This window comes from Burkholderia sp. Bp8991 (assembly GCF_003853795.1).
Lineage (GTDB): Bacteria > Pseudomonadota > Gammaproteobacteria > Burkholderiales > Burkholderiaceae > Burkholderia.
This window is the reverse complement of sequence record NZ_QTQJ01000018.1, coordinates 29,604-48,007: the sequence shown is the minus strand read 5'-3', so window position 1 is coordinate 48,007 and position 18,404 is coordinate 29,604. Positions and strand designations below refer to the sequence as shown.

General features: G+C 58.8%; 10 protein-coding genes. All 10 read left to right on the top strand.

The annotated features are described in order from the left end of the window. The 10 genes from DIE02_RS20875 (at nt 1) to DIE02_RS20830 (ending at nt 18,393) form a co-directional block, all read left to right on the top strand. Nucleotides 1-2,718, top strand: a complete 2,718-nt coding sequence (locus DIE02_RS20875; RefSeq protein WP_124529718.1) for a hypothetical protein — start codon at nt 1-3, stop codon at nt 2,716-2,718. Beyond that, a complete protein-coding gene (locus DIE02_RS20870) occupies nt 2,715-4,571 on the top strand; it encodes a BNR repeat-containing protein (protein WP_124529716.1) in 1,857 nt (618 codons plus the stop codon). Before DIE02_RS20875 ends, DIE02_RS20870 begins: the two co-directional genes overlap by 4 nt. Before the next feature lie 12 nt (nt 4,572-4,583). Further along, entirely contained in the window at nt 4,584-10,322 is a 5,739-nt protein-coding gene (locus tag DIE02_RS20865) for a glycosyltransferase (RefSeq protein ID WP_124529714.1), read from the top strand. A 127-nt stretch (nt 10,323-10,449) separates the two neighbouring features. Next, nucleotides 10,450-11,841 (top strand): BNR-4 repeat-containing protein, encoded by a 1,392-nt coding sequence (locus DIE02_RS20860; RefSeq protein WP_124529712.1) that lies wholly within the window; start codon nt 10,450-10,452, stop codon nt 11,839-11,841. Nucleotides 11,842-12,186: 345 nt separating this feature from the next. Then, a complete protein-coding gene (locus tag DIE02_RS20855) occupies nt 12,187-13,356 on the top strand; it encodes a nucleotide sugar dehydrogenase (RefSeq protein WP_124529710.1) in 1,170 nt (389 codons plus the stop codon). Then, nucleotides 13,353-14,465 (top strand): glycosyltransferase, encoded by a 1,113-nt coding sequence (locus DIE02_RS20850; protein ID WP_124529708.1) that lies wholly within the window; start codon nt 13,353-13,355, stop codon nt 14,463-14,465. Before DIE02_RS20855 ends, DIE02_RS20850 begins: the two co-directional genes overlap by 4 nt. Continuing rightward, nucleotides 14,462-15,013, top strand: a complete 552-nt coding sequence (locus DIE02_RS20845; protein ID WP_124529706.1) for a hypothetical protein — start codon at nt 14,462-14,464, stop codon at nt 15,011-15,013. The genes DIE02_RS20850 and DIE02_RS20845 overlap by 4 nt, the downstream gene beginning before the upstream one ends. After that, entirely contained in the window at nt 14,926-15,990 is a 1,065-nt protein-coding gene (locus DIE02_RS20840) for a polysaccharide deacetylase (RefSeq protein WP_235879350.1), read from the top strand. The genes DIE02_RS20845 and DIE02_RS20840 overlap by 88 nt, the downstream gene beginning before the upstream one ends. Then, nucleotides 15,987-17,327, top strand: a complete 1,341-nt coding sequence (locus DIE02_RS20835; RefSeq protein WP_260441516.1) for a glycosyltransferase — start codon at nt 15,987-15,989, stop codon at nt 17,325-17,327. Before DIE02_RS20840 ends, DIE02_RS20835 begins: the two co-directional genes overlap by 4 nt. Next, nucleotides 17,308-18,393 carry a glycosyltransferase gene (locus DIE02_RS20830; RefSeq protein WP_124529704.1) on the top strand — a complete coding sequence of 362 codons (1,086 nt, stop codon included), beginning with the start codon at nt 17,308-17,310 and terminating at the stop codon, nt 18,391-18,393. The genes DIE02_RS20835 and DIE02_RS20830 overlap by 20 nt, the downstream gene beginning before the upstream one ends. The last annotated feature ends 11 nt before the right edge of the window (nt 18,394-18,404 follow it).

Sequence of the window (18,404 nt, the reverse complement as noted above, 5' to 3'; positions counted from 1 at the left end):
ATGAACCAGAATATTCAGGATGATCTCGAGTCTCGTCTCCACGAGATGGGAGAAGAAAACGAGCTGTTACTCCTGCAACTCCATCAGGTTCAGGAGGCGCTCGAGCATCACCATCTGCAGAATAAGCCGTTTTCGGGCGACCTTGCAGCCGAGCCGCAAGCTGGTGGTGCGACCGGTTGGGGCTGGGTGGACGATGAACTGCCCGAAGCGTTGGCGGAAAGCCGGCGTTTACATGCGTTGGTGGACGTTCAGCGGCAAGTCCATCAGACCGAGTCTCGCAACGCATTGAATTCGAAGCTGGGGGACTTGCTGATCGAGGGCGCGGATTCCCCGGGCTCGATTGCGACGTTGCCTGGAAAGCTCTGGAGGATCTGGCGGTCATATAGTCGGCAGACACCTCCGGAATCGCTCGGTGGAAAAGGATTCGACAAGATCATCGACGCGTACGGTGCGGGGAGTTTCGACGCGGTCGACAAGCTTATGTCGCAGACGTCGAGTTCGCCCGCCATGCAGGCCGACGGATACACTGCGTTGGCGCGGTATCTGATGAAAGGTGATCGCCTGTGCGCGGCTGAAGCTGCACGTCGCGCGTATGCACTGGATCCGAAGCCTTACCGATTGAAATGGCTCGCGTTCCGACTTCATGAAGCGGGTGATGTCATCGAAGCGAGTGCCATGCTGGACGTCCTGCCTTCTGACATTCAGTTTAGCGAGTCGGAAGGCCGGCAGGCTGCCCAATTGCGCCATGAGGCACGGCACGCGCTGCAGCGCGAGGCCAAGCAGAAGATCGGGTTTTCGGAGCGCCGCGCCGAGATTGAGCGTCAGTTGAGCGGCCTGGTACAGGAAAGGGACGAGCTATCGAAGCAGCTCGATTCGCTTCGCGACGAAAACGAGACGCTCAAGCAGGCGAACGCCCGGCTCGAACAGGACAAGCAGTCGTTGACAGATCTCTACGGAGAGGTCGCTCGGCAGGTTCGTGAACGGGCGAGCGAAGTCGAGGAATTGAAGCAGCTCAATACCCGATTCAAGCAGGACCAATTGGCTCTTACGGGCCGGCATGACGAGGCCATTAGGCAGGTGCATGAATATGCCCTGGAAATCAGGAGCCTGAAGCAAGCCAACGCCCAGTTTGGGCAAGAACAGGTGGCATTGACTTGGCAGCACCGCGAGGCTGCAAAGCAAGCGGCGGACCGTACTCGTGCGGTCGAAGTGCTGAAGCAAGCCAAGGTGCAACTCAAGCAGGAAAAGTCGGCGCTGGAGATGCGGTACGCAAAGGTCGCAAAACAGGCGACTGAGCAGATGCGGAAAGTCGATGCGCTGGAGCGCATCATGGCGCAGCTCAAGAAAGACAAGATTGTACTGGCCGATTTGCACGATGCTGCAGCGAAGCATGCGTCCGAGCGCGACCGCGAAGTCGAAGCACTGAGGCGACTCAACGCGCAGCTTGAGCAGGACAAGACGACTTTGGCCGGTCTGCATCAGGCGGCCGAGAAACTGCTGGCTGAGCGCGGCAGTGAAGTCGATGCATTGAAACAGGTCAACATGCAATTGGTAGAGGACCATGCGGTCTTGATGGGGCGGCATGAAGATGTCGCGAAGCAAGTCGCTGAACGTGTTCAGGAAACCAATGCGTTGAAGAGTGCCAACACTCAACTGGAGCAAGAAGGGCTGGTACTCGCGCAGCAGCGCGAAGAAGCGACGCAGCGAATGGTCGAGCGTAGCCGCGAGATCGACACGCTGAAACAACTTAACGTGCAGCTTGAGCAGGACAAGGCGAAGCTGGTGGCTCAACGTGAGGAGGCCGCGAAGCAGATGGTCGAGCGTAGCCGCGAGATCGACTCACTCAAGCAACTCGCAACGCAGTTGGAGCGGGACAAGGCGACGCTGGCGAGACAACGTGAAGATGCGACCAAGCAGTCGGTTGAACGTGCCCGGGAAGTCGATGCGTTAAAACAGGCCAATGCGCAATTGGAACAAGACCGAGCGGCCCTGATCGGCCAGCATGATGACGCTACTAGACAGGTGGCCGAGCGCAGTCAGGAGGTCGAAGCGCTGCAAACTGCCAACGCCCGGTTGGAGCAGGACAAACTGATGCTGGTGGGGCAGCAAGAAGAAGCGGCGAAGCAAGCGGCCGAGCAAAGTCGTGAGGTCGAAGCGCTGAAGCAGGCGAATGCACTTCTGGAACAGGACAAGGTGGCACTTGCGAGCCGACATCAGGAACTTGCGCAGCAGGCTGCCGAGCGGTATCAGGAGGTCGAATTGCTGAAACAAGCCAGGGCGCAACTGGAGCAGAGCAAGCTCCTGCTGGCAAGGCAGTACGAAGAGGCCGCGAAGCAATCTGGAGAGCGCAGCCGAGAGGTTGAATCTCTCAAGCAGGCCAAGGCACAACTGGAGCAGGATAAGGCAGCGCTCACTGGTCGGTACGAAGAGGCCGCTAAGCAGATGGCCGAACGCAGTCACGAAATCGAAGCCTTGAAGCAAGCCAGGGCACAGCTGGAGCAGGAGAAGTCGGTGCTCGCTGGGCAACATAATGACTCTGCCAGGCAGGCAACTGAACGCCTCGCGCGAGTCAACGTATTGGAACAACTGATTCAAAGTCGTCAGGTGTACGAGGCGGAGCTGGCGGCGCGTCAGAAGATTGTGCAAGAGGAGATGGTTCGGGCCGAAGCTCAACTCGACCTGATCAAGGATATTCTGCTTCGAGAGTCCGGGTTATGAGAAAGAAATCCGCGTCCGTTCGCTATACGACGGCGGCGAAGGAATCTGCACAGCCCGTCACGGTAGTCGAGATCGATTCCGCCGTTGTTCCTTACGACGAGAATCTGCTGGAGCGTGCGCGCACGCAATGGCAGTTCGGCGACTGGCACAGCCTCGCCCAACTCGGGCGCGGTGTCTTGCAGCACCATCCGGATCGAGCCAAGCTGGCCCTGCTTGCAGCGGCAGGCCGCCTGCAAACCGGGCAAATCGCCGAAGCCAAACAGTTCATTCGACTCGCCCAGGATTGGGGGATCAGCCAGAAGGTCCTTTGCCAGATTCTTGCAGCAGGCGTTCATAACAGCTTGGGGCGTGCCGCCGCTGTGGCCGGTAATCTGCCGCGGGCGCTCGCTCATTTCGAATCTTCCATTGCTGTCGGTACACCGGAGGCCGACCGATCGCTATTGACCAAGGCACGAATCCACCAGCAGTGCAGCGAACTTGGCGTAGCGCCCGGTCATCTTGACAGAGAGCTGGAAAGCGTTGCGCGATCGGATCGACCTTTCTCGCACTCATCCACACGACGTTTTCATGTCGTCAAGCTGGCTGAGTTCGATCTAGGTGATGCTTGGGCCGGAAATACGATCAATACGGTTATCTTTCGCCACCACGGTGTTCTGACTCATCAGGGAAAGCAAATCACGGCCTTTTATGTCGATGCGCATACGCTGCGCGTCGTGCGCCGTGATCTGGAGACAGATGATCTGCAGACGTTTGACCTGTATGGTGAATACAATTTGGCAGACGCTCACAACAGCATCAGTCTCGGTATCGATCGCGCTGACCATCTGCACATTTGTTACGATCACCACGCTACGCAGTTGCGATATCGCAGAAGCACTCGACCCAACGATATATCGAGTTGGACCGACGAACTGCCCATGACTGGAGAGGCTGAAACGAAGGTAACCTACCCGACTTTCATGCAGCCGCATCATGGCTTTCCGTTGACGCTGCTATATCGCGATGGCGTACACAACAATGGCACCGCGCGTCTCAAGACCTACGACGAGGCATCCGCGGGTTGGACGGACCATCCGACACCTGTTTTGAGCGGTAGCGAGTCGAAACCGTGGACCAGTAACGCCTATTGGAACCACCCGGCTATCGGTCGGAACGGCAGCCTTCACCTGAGCTTTGTCTGGCGTACACATACGCTCGGTGTGGAGGAGCGAGTCAACAACATCAATATCGGCTACGCCTGCTCGCTAGACAATGGGGTCAGTTGGGTAACGTCCAAAGGGCGAGGCTACCAGCTTCCGATTACGCCGGTAAATGCTGAAACGGTTCATCCGGTGTCTCCGGGCAGCAACCTCATTAATCAATGCAGCATGGCGCTCGATAGCTGCAATCGTCCGCATATCGTTTTTTATGCCGATGATTCAAACGGCATCCCGCAGTATCAACACTTGCGGTACGACGGTAAGCAATGGCATCACCAGATCGTATCGCAACGCGTTGAGCCATTTGCGTTGCAAGGTGGTGGAACGCTGCAGATCCCGATCAGTCGGCCGGAAATCGTTATCGACCGCCTGGACAACGCGTACATCATTACTCGCGGAGATCACAGCGACGGAAGAATGGTTGCGACAGTACTGGCCGCCCCCGAGTACACCTGGCATCAAGACAACACCCGGGTTCTGTGGGATGAGGATCTCGGGTTCGCGGAACCCGTAATCGACCGATTGCGGTGGGAGCAGGAAAACGTATTGAGTATGTTGCTGCAGTACAACGAGCAACCCAGTCATGACATCGGCTGGCGGCAGACGAATGGGCCCGTCACACTGCTGGACATTCAATTCAAATTTAAAAACTAAGTCCAAAAAAATATGAAAAATCTGGATACGTCTCTCGCACTTGGCAACGCATCGATGCGGGCGGGAAACTTCGAAGACGCTATTCGCCACTACGCACGGGTGTTGCTCAAGGCTCCGGGGTTGGCCAAGCACATCTCGGCGAATTTCGTTTTGGCGCGGAGGAAGTACCTGAGAGAGCGCCAATGTGTCAAAAAACCGCGTGTAGGCGTGTGTGGTTGGGATCTCGGGCGCAATCCCGCCGGGCGTGCGTACACGCTGGCAATGTTGTACGAAGACTTCGCGGACGTGGAAATCGTCGGCAGCATATTTCCGAAGTACGGGCGACAGATCTGGGAGCCTATTCGAGGAAGTCGGATCGCGAAGCACTGCTTCGTGGCGGACGACGAGTCGCGCTATATCGATCAGGCGATCGAACTGGTTGCGGACCATCCTTGCGACATCGTGCATCTGTCCAAGCCGCGAGCCCCGAATATCTTCCTGGGGATTCTCTACAAGCTGATTTGGGGTGCCAAGGTCATCGTTGACGTCGACGACGACGAACTTGCCTTTTTTGGCGACGACGCGTCTGTCGGCATTGACGAATACATCCAGAAACACCATCAACTGCCTGCTCTAGCAGACCTTGCGGGGAAGAACTGGACGCGTCTGGCCGTCGGGCTTGCAGAATCTTTCGACGGCGTTACTGTTTCGAACACCGTTCTCAAGCAGCGCTACGGCGGTCAAGTCATTCAGCATGCGCGGAATGAAAAGCTCTTTGATGCATCTCCGGAGTTCAAGCGAAAGTGCCGGGAAAAGCACGGTGTGCCGCAAGAGAAGAAGGTCGTACTGTTTTTCGGTACGCCGAGGACGCACAAGGGGTTGCTTGAAACAGCCGAGGCCATAGCGGCACTCAAGCGGAATGACTTGGTGTTCGTCATAGTCGGCGAATTCTCCGATGCGGCACTGAAGGCGAGATTGCAAGCGATTGCCGGTGTCGAATACCTTTTCATCGGCAATCAACCCATCGAAAGTGCTCCAGAAATCGCTGCGGTAGGGGACGTCTGCGTTCTGTTGCAGGATGTCGGTTCGGCTGTTGCACAGCGTCAGATTCCGGCCAAGCTCTCTGACGCGTTGGCCGTCGGCATGCCTGTTCTGGCAAGCGAGACCCAGGCGCTGGTCGATGTCTTTGCGCGAGGCGCGCTTCTGGCGGTCACGCCAGAAACGTTGAGTGCCAAGCTGGGGCAGGTATTGAGTGATTCCGGTACTGCTGACCGCTTGAGCGAGGCCGGGCGTGCCTATTTTCATACCGAGCTTGGCCACGACACAAATGTGCTTCGCCTGCGTCAGGCTGTCGAGCAATACCGCAATTTACCCCTGTCGAAAGGCGGTGAACTCCTTCTCAACAGCTTGGACGCAAATGTTCGCGAGACGCTGCAATACCTGTTGAACACCGCAGACGCACGCCATCCGGGATCTGAGACAACGAATGACCGGGGAGGTGTAGACGCACGCCAGCTTGCGACTGGGGGCGCCGCTGGATCGGCAGGCGCTCGTCCGTGGGCGAACGCAGGGCGCAGTGGCGTGTCCGGTCGAATTGCCGTCGTCGTCCACTATTTTTATCCGGAGATCTGGCCGGAAATTTGTGGGCGATTGGAGCGAATCGGTACCGCTTTCGACCTTTTTGTGACGGCGCCTGTTGAACTCGCGTCGAGCGCGCACGAAAATGTTCTTCGCAGTTTCCCGAATGCGCGATTCGCCTTTGGTCCCAATCGCGGGATGGACATCCTTCCATTTCTCTCGGTGATTCCTACGTTGATCAACGAGCGATACATGGCTGTGTGCAAGATTCACACCAAGCGCGGCTATGACGAATCTGCGGTGGTGTGGCGAAATGTGATGCTCGACAGCTTGCTGGGTTCCGACGACTCCTTTTCCTCTGTGGTTCGCGCATTCGATGAGCATCCGGAACTCTGCCTGGCAGGACCAGCGATGCTGTATCAATCGGCGCCCAGACTGATGTACGAGAACAAGACGAACGTTTCGCGCATCTTGAGGGAGAGCTACGGGAGGGACATTCCCGAGACGGACTGGGGATTTTTTGCTGGAACGATGTTTTGGGTTCGCCCCGAACTGCTCGAAAAAATTTGCGAGTATGCAACCTTTCATATCGCGGACCAGCAGGCTGCGAATAATAAGGACGGAAAACTCGAACACGCATTAGAGCGCGCATTTGGACTACTGCCGACCATTTACGGAGGCAGCGTCGGCCTGCTGCACGGCTCGAGCAGCGGCGAAGGAAATTGCACGCTTCAGTTGACGAACAATTCCGCTTTCGTCGGCAAGGCTGACGTAGGTGCCGCTCTTGCGCATCGAGCTAGTCTTGCGCGATATGTGGACGCGATCCGGAAGGCGGGGGTCTTTGACGAAGCGCTTTACAGATTTCAGTATTCCGAAGAACTGCCGATGGATGTCGATGCGTTGGCGCATTACATTCTGATCGGTTGCTTCAGCGGAAAGCGTCCGGTCAAGTCATTCAGTCCGACACAATATCTGTCTCAGAATCAGGATGTCAGGCGACACAGGGTTGAGCCGTTGTTCCATTATCTGTCCAGCGGTGCGCGAGAGGGCAGGTTGCTGTTCAGCGAGCCTGAGAGGGAGCCGCAGTTTCGGTTCGAAGTACTGAACAGGACGCTGATCGACTGGAATCGGCTCGCCGCGGAATCTCGGAAGCCTCGCACGCTCGACGTGTCTATCGTGATTCCTGTGTATGGCCAACCCGAGCTCACCGTGAAATGCGTGCAATCGATATTGGACGCGGATTCTACGCTGTCATGGGAAGTCATTCTCGTCGACAATGGCAGCGACCCAGTTACGGCGGCGCAGGTCGAAAAGCTCAAGAGCGGTACGCGGGTCAAAGTCGTGCGAAATTGGGAGAACCTGAATTTTGCCCTTGGCTGCAACGTCGGCTTTGCGCACGCAAGCGGGAAGTCAGTCGTGTTTCTGAACAACGATACGACGGTCACGAATGGATGGCTGGAAAAATTGGTACAGCCCCTTGCGGATGCAAAGGTCATGGCCGTCCAGCCCAAGCTCCTGTTCCCGGACGGAACGCTGCAATGTGGCGGGGTGGTGTTTTCGCGATGGAGTGCCCTCGGCTATCCGATATACGTGGAATTTCCGGGGGATGCCGAGTGCATCAACAAGAGTCGGCCGTTCCAGGCCATTACGGCTGCCTGTATAGCGCTGCGCAGCGAGGATTTTGCGGAAATCGAAGGATTCGATCCTGTATTCATCAACGGGCAAGAGGACATCGATCTATGCCTCAGGCTCAGAGAGCGCTTTCATGGACATTGTTGGTACGCCGCAGACGCCACGGTGATTCACTATGAAGGCAAGACGCCCGGCCGCGGAAAATATATTGCGCACAATCGAGCAAAATTTATTGCGCGATGGTCGGAAAAGCACACGCCTGACGACTTCTCCTACTATGCGGAGGATGGGTACGTCGTGAAGGAGTGGCGAGTCGATTCGGAAAGAAATCTGGAGAGGGGTATTGCGGTCTATCGTCCTGTGGTCGCTCGCGCCGAGACACGGACCACCCTTGACCGGGAGCACGCCGTGTCCTGGCCTATTACGGACGTATCGGGTGACGCTGTTGTGCCTAAGCGAGATACGTTTGTCGGCGGAAAGCGGTCGATCCGGCCGGATGCGCCGTGGCTGCTCCTGTGTGCGCACGCGGCCGGAACGCAGTTGTTCGGAGGTGAGCGAAGCTTCCTGGATATGCTCGTCGCATTGAACGGATGCGGTTTCAACGTCGTTGCAACCTTTCCGGGTTTCGGCAATGAGGAGTATCTGGCAGAGGTTCTACAGTACGTCCATGCGCTATATGTTTTCGAGTATCACCACTGGCAAAAAGAAGTACCGATGTCGCGATCTGCCGTGGAACGATTCTCTGCCATCGTTAAAAAGCATTCGATCGATGCCGTCTACGTCAACACGATCGTTATCCGGGAGCCGTTGCTCGCTGCTCGGGAGTGTGGCGTGCCCAGCGTCGTTCACGTGCGGGAAATGATTTCGAATGATGAGCATCTTTCGAAGGCTATCGGGATGTCGCCCGAGGACATCGCCCGCCACGTGTATGCGAGCGCCGACTACGTCGTGGCGAACTCGAGGACGACTGCTCAGGCGCTGGGACACCCGGATCGCACGTTTGTAGCACCAAACGTCGTCGATCTGACGTGCCTTGATGTGCCCAACCCCATTTATCCGGGGGAGATCACATTCGCGCTGATCAGCAGCAATATCCCGAAAAAGGGGATCTATGATCTTGTCGAGGTGGCTCGAATTTGCGAAAGAATCGCCCCGGCGGCGAGATTCTGGTTGGTTGGGCCAGAGCGAAAGGAAATAAGCGAGCTCATGGCGCTTCAGGAGAGTGGACGGATTCCACGAAATGTGGTTTTTGCAGGATACAAACAAACGCCTCGTGAGGCGCTAGTGGGTGTCAATGTGGTCCTCAACCTGTCGTTGTTTGCCGAATCGTTCGGACGAACGGTAGCCGAAGCGCTATCGGCAGGACGCCCCGTTATCGCGTACGACTGGGGTGCATTGGGCGAGCTCGTCCAATCTGGGAAAACAGGATTCTTGGTTCCATATCGGGATGTTGCACAGGTTGCACAGAAGGTCAGGGCGCTCTGTGCGAACCCGGCACTGATAGACACCTTCGGCGAGGCAGGGCGGCAATTTGTCCTCGAGAAATACACCCCTGCAACGCTTCAAGGCAACCTCGGCAAGGCGTTCTCGAAAATTCTCCGACGAGAGCAGGTCGTGAATGAAGTATCGCGGGCTGCAGACCAAGCCAAGCAGATGCTCAAGCTCGCGACGGAAAGATACGGGCGTTTTCCGTCACACGCAGTTAGTCGGGATGTCACGGTAATCGTTCCTGTATATAACGCACTGAACGAGTCGATAGCGTGCATCGAAAGCGTCATCGCAAATACGGACCCGCAACATACGCGCTTGCTCGTTATCGATGATGGAAGTCCGGATCAGCAAGTGTTTCCCGCTCTCTCGAAATTCGACGGCGTGGGCAATGTGACCGTCGTTCGTAACGAGCGAAACATCGGTTATACGAAAACGGTCAATAGAGGGCTGAAGCTCGCCGGTACGGATGACGTCGTTCTGTTGAACAGCGATACGGTGGTGACGTCGAATTGGTTACTTGGACTGAGAATCGCAGCGTATGGGCCCGACTCGGTCGGCACGGTGACTGCAATGAGTGACAACGCAGGCGCATTTTCGTTTCCTGTTCCAGGCCGAGCGAATCCGAAACCGGACAGCATGTCGTATGACGAATATGCGTCCGTGGTTCTGTCGGGGAGTACGCCTAAAGATCCGATTGAACTTCCGACCGGCAATGGCTTCTGTATGTATATCAAGCGGGAACTTGTCGACAAGATTGGAGCATTTGATGAGGAAGCATTTCCGCGAGGCTATGGAGAGGAAAATGACTTCTGCATGCGTGGACTGAAGGCTGGTTATAAAAATCTTCTGTCTCCGTGGTCGTTCGTATTCCACGTACGAACTGCCAGCTTCAAGGGTGAGAAAGCCAAGTTGGTTGCCGAAGGTAATGCCGCGCTCGAAAAATTGCATCCTGATTATCCGGGGCGAGTTCGGGAAGCATTCTCGTCTTCTGCAATCAAAGATCTGCATAGCGCTGTTCAGGCGGCGGTTCGTGAATACGATGTGAGAGCTGCGGAACTTAGTCAAATGTAGGAAACGCAAGGATCGGTACAGGCAAGTCGCTGGGGTGGTGAGTGGAACTCTTGCGAAATTTGTAGCGTCAGTTTGAAGAGTTCTTGAACGATGGAAAAAGTGGATTTTGCTCAAAAGAGGGGTTGAGATGCCGAGATATTTGATCGAATGTCTTGCTGTTGCAGCGGCGATGGCTTTTTCAACCTCGTCGTTTGCGGGCGGCGACATCGATACTTGCAAGGGTCTGCCGCGAGAACTGCCGATCGATCAGGTCTGGGGGAGCGCGCACGTCGAGTTCGCTTCGCTCGAAAGCAAGAAATTCGTCTACGTTGCCTACTACGACGCTGATCGCTGGCTCACCGTTGCGCAAATCAATAAATGCACCGGTGACAAGGAGAAAGTCAGGGTTCCGTCTCGCTTCGAGGGATGGGACGAGCACAACTATATTTCTCTCGTGCTGGACGACAAGAACCGACTGCATGTATCGGGGAATATGCATGTGTCTCCGTTGATTTATGCCCGAACAGACGGCCCGGATCGATTGACTGGACTTGATGCGCTACGACCGATGACCGGAACGGACGAGGCCCGAACAACCTATCCGTATTTTTTTCGCTTCGCTGATGGGGCGCTCGGATATTCATACCGATCTGGCCGGAGTGGCAACGGTATTGAATTGATCAACCGGCTGGAAGGTTCGCGGTGGGTCCGCTGGACAGACCAGCCGATCTTCGCTCCGAACTCGGGAAAGAGCACAGTCAACGCGTACCATTCGGATTACCAGTTAGGGCCGGACGGCTTCTTCCACGTAGCTTGGGTTTGGCGGGAGACCTACAGAGTCGAAACCAACTTTAACGTCAGTTATGCGAAGAGCTCTGATCTGCGCACCTGGAGGAATAGTCGAGGAGAGGTTGTACCATTGCCTATTACGCCAGCCACAGCTGAGGTTGTGGACGCCATTCCGAAGGGTAGCGGACTGATCAACAATGTGCGGATCGGATTCGATGCAACAGGCCGCCCGGTCATCTCATACCTGAAATTCGATTCGACCGGTGCTACACAGTTGTTCCACGCCAGACGAGAAAACAACGGGTGGAAGTCAGTGCCAGCGACCCAATGGACCTATCGGTGGGACCCGAGGGGCGGCGGGACGATTCCGAGTGAGATCAATTTCTCAGGCGTGAAGATGAGAAACGGTCGCCTGATCGAACAGGTTCATCAACGGGATATCGGTACGAAGACGTTTGTGTACGATGACGATTCACTCAAGGCTCGACAAGTGCTTGGTGCAAGCGTATGGGCGCCGACAATTGCCATCAAGGATCGTCAGGCCCCGAAGGGCGCCGAGCTGAATATTCGTCCCGTCGCCATTGGGGACGCGGCACCTGATAGCGCCGACGCCAATTATGCGATTTCGTGGTTTAGCTTACCTGCGGACAATAGAGATCGCCCGAGGGACTGCAAGTCTGAGGTGCCGTGTAACTTCGTCTCTGATCTGGTGTTGAAACTGATTCGGACGTCAAGTGACGCCTCGAACTAGCGAGTGAAGCGGCCACGGATTGTGGAGGTTGCGGATCATGTCACGGAAGCTAGTGCGTTGCCGCATGTCAGAGGGCTCCCGTTTCGCGGTTGAGTGTGACGATGTGATCGGTTTGATCCTGTTGGCACTGGAGCCTGGCTCTGAAAGCGCGGCATTGAAACGCAATTTCGGGCACCGCTGAATTTGAACAGACTTCCCCTGGACGACGGCCCATTGGCCTCGGCCGTTTGGGGGATGTTTGCAATGGAATGAAGTTGCTTTTCGTGGCACGGATCGCCTATGGGTGCGCTTGTCCTGGCCGGAAGGAAGGCAGCGGATTTCTTTATCTGTCTGAGAGATGTTTGCATGAAAATCGCTATCGCCGGCACAGGCTACGTCGGCCTGTCCAACGCCGTCCTGCTGTCGCAGCACAATGAAGTCGTTGCTCTGGACATCGTCCCCGAGAAGGTGGCGATGCTCAACCGCAAGGAGTCGCCGATCGAGGATGCCGAGATCGAGGACTACCTGCGCCACAAGGATCTGAACTTCCGCGCGACCCTGGACAAGGAAGACGCGTACGCCGGGGCCGACTACGTGGTGATCGCCACGCCGACCGACTACGATCCGGATACGAACTACTTCAACACCCGCTCGATCGAGGTCGTCATCCGCGACGTGATGGCGATCAACCCGCGCGCGGTAATGGTGATCAAATCGACCATTCCGGTCGGCTACACCGAGCGCACGCGTGCGGCACTCGGCGCCGACAACCTGATCTTCTCGCCGGAATTCCTTCGCGAAGGCAAGGCGCTGTACGACAACCTGCACCCTTCGCGGATCGTGATCGGCGAGCGTTCGCGGCGAGCCGAGGCGTTCGCCGATCTGCTGAAGCAGGGGGCGATCAAGCAGGACATTCCGACGCTGTTCACCGGCAGCACGGAAGCCGAGGCGATCAAGCTCTTCGCGAATACGTATCTGGCGATGCGCGTGGCGTATTTCAACGAACTGGACACCTACGCCGCGCAGCACGGTCTCGATACGCATCAGATCGTCGACGGCGTCTGTCTCGATCCACGCATCGGCGCGCACTACAACAACCCGAGCTTCGGCTACGGCGGCTACTGTCTGCCGAAGGACACGAAGCAGCTGCTGGCCAACTATCGCGACGTGCCGCAGAACCTGATCCGCGCGATCGTCGAGTCGAACAGCACGCGCAAGGACTTCATCGCCGAAAGCATTCTCAAGCGCAAGCCGAAGGTTGTCGGCATTTACCGTCTCGTGATGAAGGCGGGGTCCGACAATTTCCGCGCGTCGAGCATCCAGGGCGTCATGAAGCGTATCAAGGCCAAGGGCGTCGAGGTCATCGTCTACGAGCCGGCATTGCACGAATCGACGTTCTTCAATTCGTCGGTCGTGCACGATCTGGCCGAATTCAAGCACTCCGCCGACGTGATCGTTGCAAACCGGCTGACCGACGATCTGACCGACGTCGCAGCCAAGGTCTACACGCGCGACCTGTTCGGCGGGGACGCATGATCGACCAGCAGTCCGGTCACGCGGTAGGCGCGGCGAGCGCGTTGCCGCGCATCCTGTTCTTCAACGTGAACGGCTCGGGCATGGGCCACCTGAACCGTTGCCTCGCATACGCGCGTCGCCTGCGGGGCCGCGCTCGCCCGTATTTCTTTTCGCTGGCGTCGGCGATCGAAATCATCGAGGAGATGGGATTCGAAGCGGACTACTTCGTTTCGCATTACTGGTCGTCGAGTTCGACGTTCGGCTGGAACAGTGAACTGGCCGTCCGATTGGGCCTGATGCTGGAGCGGGTACGTCCGGATGCGGTCGTATTCGACGGCACGTGGCCGTTCAAGGGTTTGCTGACGGCCTGCGAAATGTATGGATCGCCCGTCCTCGTGTGGTCCAATCGCGGGCTGCTCAAAGCCGATACCAAGGCGGTGCCGGTGGACGAATCGTTGTTCGATCTCGTGATCCAGCCCGGTGAACTGGGTGCGACCGAAGCACGCGCGTCCCTGACGAACGGCGGCACGCGGCTGACGGTTCCGCCGGTCTGCCTGCTGGAGGACGACGAGTTGCTCGACCGAGGAGCGGCGAGAGATGCGCTTGGCCTGCCGCAGGCGGGCCGCTTCGTCCTCTTTTCGCTCGGCCCGGGCAATCTGAAGGATGTCGCCGGAATCGGGCACGGACTGATCGCCTCCTTCGAGGCGGCCGGTTTCCAGGTGGTCTGGGCGCGTGCGCCCATTTCGGTGCGTGACGTCGAATTGCCGGCCGGCGTGTTGCCGGTCTCGGTCTATCCGTTGGCGCGCTATCTGCGTGCGTTCGATGCATTTGTCGGCGCAGCGGGCTACAACACCTGCTGCGAACTTGTGCAGTCGGGCGTTCCCGCGCTGCTGGTGCCCAACGCACAACTGGTGGACGATCAGGTGCGTCGCGCACTGATGGTCGCCGACGTGATGCCGGCTGTCGTTTCGGCGTGCGAGACTGAACAGGAGCGCAAGACGGCCGTCGACGCGCTGCTGGGCCTGTTGCCCGATGCAGGACCGGCGCAGTGCGCGGTGCCGATGAACGGCGCGTCGCTCGCGGCGGACGAGATCATCGCCAGGATTGCTGACAAGAGGCGAACGCATTGAGCATCATCGACCAAACCCGGACCTTGAGGCGTGAGTTGCGTGCGTTGGCGGCGAAGCCCGACTGGACGTTGCTGACGCGCCACGACCTGCTCGCCGGGAAACCGCCTGCCACGCTGAAGGAGCGCGCGTGGCGCGGTGCCAGGCGCTTGCTGGCCACGTTGGGCGTGATTCCGCCTCACGTGACGAAATATCCGTGGCTGTCGACCCTGAAGCACGCACCGGTTACGGCCGAAGCGAACACGCTGCTGATCTGGGCGCCGGGTACGGAGCGCGATGCACTGCGCCGTGCGTGCGAAGGATTTTCCGCGCGGCTGAGAGGTAACGATGCGCTGGCGCCGGTACTGGTGACCGACGTGGCCGATTTCGCCTTCTATTCGCGGCTGGGCTGGCTGGTGGAATACCTGCCGGAATTGAGCGGTGAGGACCGTTCCTATCGCGAGAGAAAGCGCGCGTACCTTGCGTGGCGCTATCGCGATGCGCGGATCGTTCCGCCGGCCGCGGCGCAGGCCAACGACGCCGACTGGAAGGCACTGGTGGAAGTGAACTGAACATGATGGATAGAAATCGCTATGCCATGTTGACGGTGGATACCGAGGCGCTGCCCAAGCGCGCCACGGAGGATCACGTCAAACGGCTGATGTGGGGTGTGCACGAAAAGGGGCGGGCGGGGGTCGGTGAAATGGCTTCCATCGGCGACGAGTTCGGCGTCAAGCACGTGTTCTTCGTGGACCAGTGCGGCGCATATGCGTATCTCGACGAGACGAAGGACGTCGTGCGCCGACTGGATGCCGCAGGGCAGGACGTGCAACTGCACACGCATCCCGAATACCTGCCGGACGCGTTCTGGGCCGAGCACGGCCTCGCGCGGCGTCCGCAATACATGAACCAATACACGGACGATGCGCGCGCGGAGTTCGTGATTCGCCACTTCGGCGGGCTGATTTCGGCGGAAACGGGCAAGCCGGTGCTGGCGCACCGTGCAGGTTCGTTCCGCTGGAACGCGTCGACGATCCGGGCGCTGAAGTCCACCGGCGTACAACTGTCGTTCAACAATTCCCTGTGCGCCGTTCATGCCGGGCAGTGCAATTACAGCGAGCCCACGAATCTGCCGTTCCAGTGGTCGAACGGCGTGATCGAGGTGCCGATGACGGAAAAGAAAATCCTGCCGAAGGTGGGCAAGGAAGAATGGTGGGCACGCCTGACTTACCCTGAGTCGCCGTATTTCCGGTTCCGTCCGTGGTGGGGCAAGCTGCTGCTCGACGCGTTCAGCGGCAGTCCGACGTTCTCGATCTTCCTGCTCCATTCGTGGTCGCTGCTGTATTGGGACGAAAACGGCCACGCGACCTACCGGGACGACCAGCGTGTCGAAGGCTACCGGAAGCTGCTGTCGCGGCTGACGAAGGACTACGACGTGATCACCACGGCGGAATTCCTGGACCTGCAGGCCCGAGGAAAGATCCGGACCACGCATACGACTGATCTCGCCCATGCCGAACTGAAGGCGGCCGGGGCGGTGAAAGCATGAGCACGATGCTCGATTCGTTGCAGACGGCGTTGACCGAGCCGCTTCTCGCGATGAGCCGTCGACTGACGGCGCATGTGCTCGAGCGCAAGGTGAAGCAGCGTTCGCGCGGCGTGCCGTTCGTCGGTGATCCGGACAGCATGCTGTACGTGGCGGCTAGCGCGTTGCCGTATCACACGAGCGGCTATACGACGCGCACGCACGAAGTCGTTCGCGCCTTGGCCGCTGCGGGCGGTCGCGTGCATCCGCTGACGCGGCCCGGTTATCCCGGCGATCGCGTGGATCGCCTGATGGATGTCGCGGGAAGCGACACGCAGGTCAGCGAGGTCCGGTATCTGCATGCGAGCGCACCGTTGAACAACCGGCCGGTGCTGATGTATGCGTTGCAGGCAGCGCCGGTCATCGCGCGCGTGGCCATGCAGCATCGCGTGTCCGTGATCCACGCGGCGTCGAATCACGTGAACGCGCTGCCGGCCCTGCTGGCGGCGCGGCAACTGGGCATCCCGTTCCAGTACGAGATGCGCGGGTTGTGGGAGTTGACGCGCATCTCGCGCATGCCGGAATACGAAGGGCGCCAGGGGTTCGCGCAGGGGCTGCAACTGGAGGGCCTGGTGGCCCGTCACGCGGACAAGCTGTTCGTGATCTCGGCGCAGCTGGGGCGGTTCGCGCGGGACCGCTGGGGGATTGCCGGCGAGCGGATGCATCTGCTGCCGAATTGCGTGGACCCCGAGCGGTTTACGCCGTCGAAACCCGAGGAGATCGACGCGGACACGATCGGCTATGCGGGTTCGCTGATCGGCTATGAAGGGCTCGATACGTTGATCGATGCGGTCGGGCGGTTGATCGGGGAAGGGCGCACGGTGCGGGTCGAGATCGTCGGAGAAGGCGAGGCACGGCCGGCGCTGGAGGCACAGGTCCGACGCCTCGGATTGGCGGAGCAGGTTCGCTTTCTGGGCCGGGCGTCGCCCGAGCAGGCGCGCAGGACGCTCGGCCGTTGCGCGCTGGTGTGCATTCCTCGCAAACCGTTCAAGGTTTGCGAGATCGTGCCGCCGATCAAACTCGTGGAGGCGCTCGCGATGGGCAAGCCGGTGATCGTGCCGGATTTGCCGGTGTTTCGCGACGAACTGGGCCCGAGTCCGGCCGGCTGGTTTTTCAAGGCCGGCGATGCGGTCGACCTGGCGCGGGTCATCGATGCGGCGCTGTCCGATCGCGGCACGCTCGCGGCGTTGCGCGGCCAGGCGAGAGAATACGCGGCCACGCAGCGCCGCTGGCGCGAATTTGTCATGAACGCACTGCCAATGTCGCAGGGTGAGGGGTTAAATGGTCGGCAGGGTCATTAGAAAACTGGGTTCGTTGGTCTACGACTACCCGACGGTTGCGGAGGACGTGGCGCAGGCCGGGCGCTTCGGGCGCCTGAAGATCGCGCTCGTCACGGATTACTTCACGGCGGATTGCCTGTCGGCGGAATGCCGCGTGCGCACCATGACGCCTGCCAACTACGCGGACGTGATCGGCAACTGGAAGCCCGATCTCGTGTTCGTGGAATCGGCGTTTCATGGCGTGGACGGAAGCTGGCGCTACGAGCTGGCGCGACAGTCGCTGCCGATGCGCCTGGGCAAGCCGACGGCGATCTTTCGCCTGGTCGACTTCGCCAGGCGCGCGGGTGTGCCGACCGTATTCTGGAACAAGGACGACGGCGCGTTCTTCGACACGTTCGTCGACGTGGCGAAGGTATTCGACTACGTATTCACGACCGACGAGGAGTGTCTCGATCGGTATCGGCAGCAGGTGCCCGCGCATGTGCCGGTGAATACGCTCGTGATGCCGTATCAGCCGGCGTCACACAACTTCTCGGGCTTCAATTTCGTGCGCAACGAGGCGTGCTTCACGGGCAGCTATTACCGGCGCATCCTGAACGAACGCCGCCGCTTTCTCGACATGGTGTTCGACGCCTGCGAGCAGAGCAATCTGCCGCTCAACGTATTCGACCGCAATCACGATCGCCTGTCGCGCTTCTTCGAGTTTCGCTATCCGAAGAAGAGCGGGCTGCGCGTGCATGGCAAGGTGCCGCATCGGGAAACGGCGCATGTGTACAAATCCCATGCGATCTCGATCAACGTGAATTCCGTGACGGGCTCCGAGACGATGTTCTCGCGGCGCCTGGTCGAAATCCTCGCGTGCGGCGGCATCGCCGTGACCAACGCGAGCCGCTCGGTCGACCGGTACTTCCGCGGGTTCTGCCACGTGATCGATACGCCTGACGAGGCGCGGGAGTTATTTTCGCGGCTTCGGCACGGTCCGTCGCAGGACGATCTGGACCGGGCCGAGGCAGGCGCACGCTACGTACGACAAAACCATACGTGGGCGCACCGGCTGGAGGAAATCTTCGCCGTCGTGAAGATCTGAGGAGAAGCGGT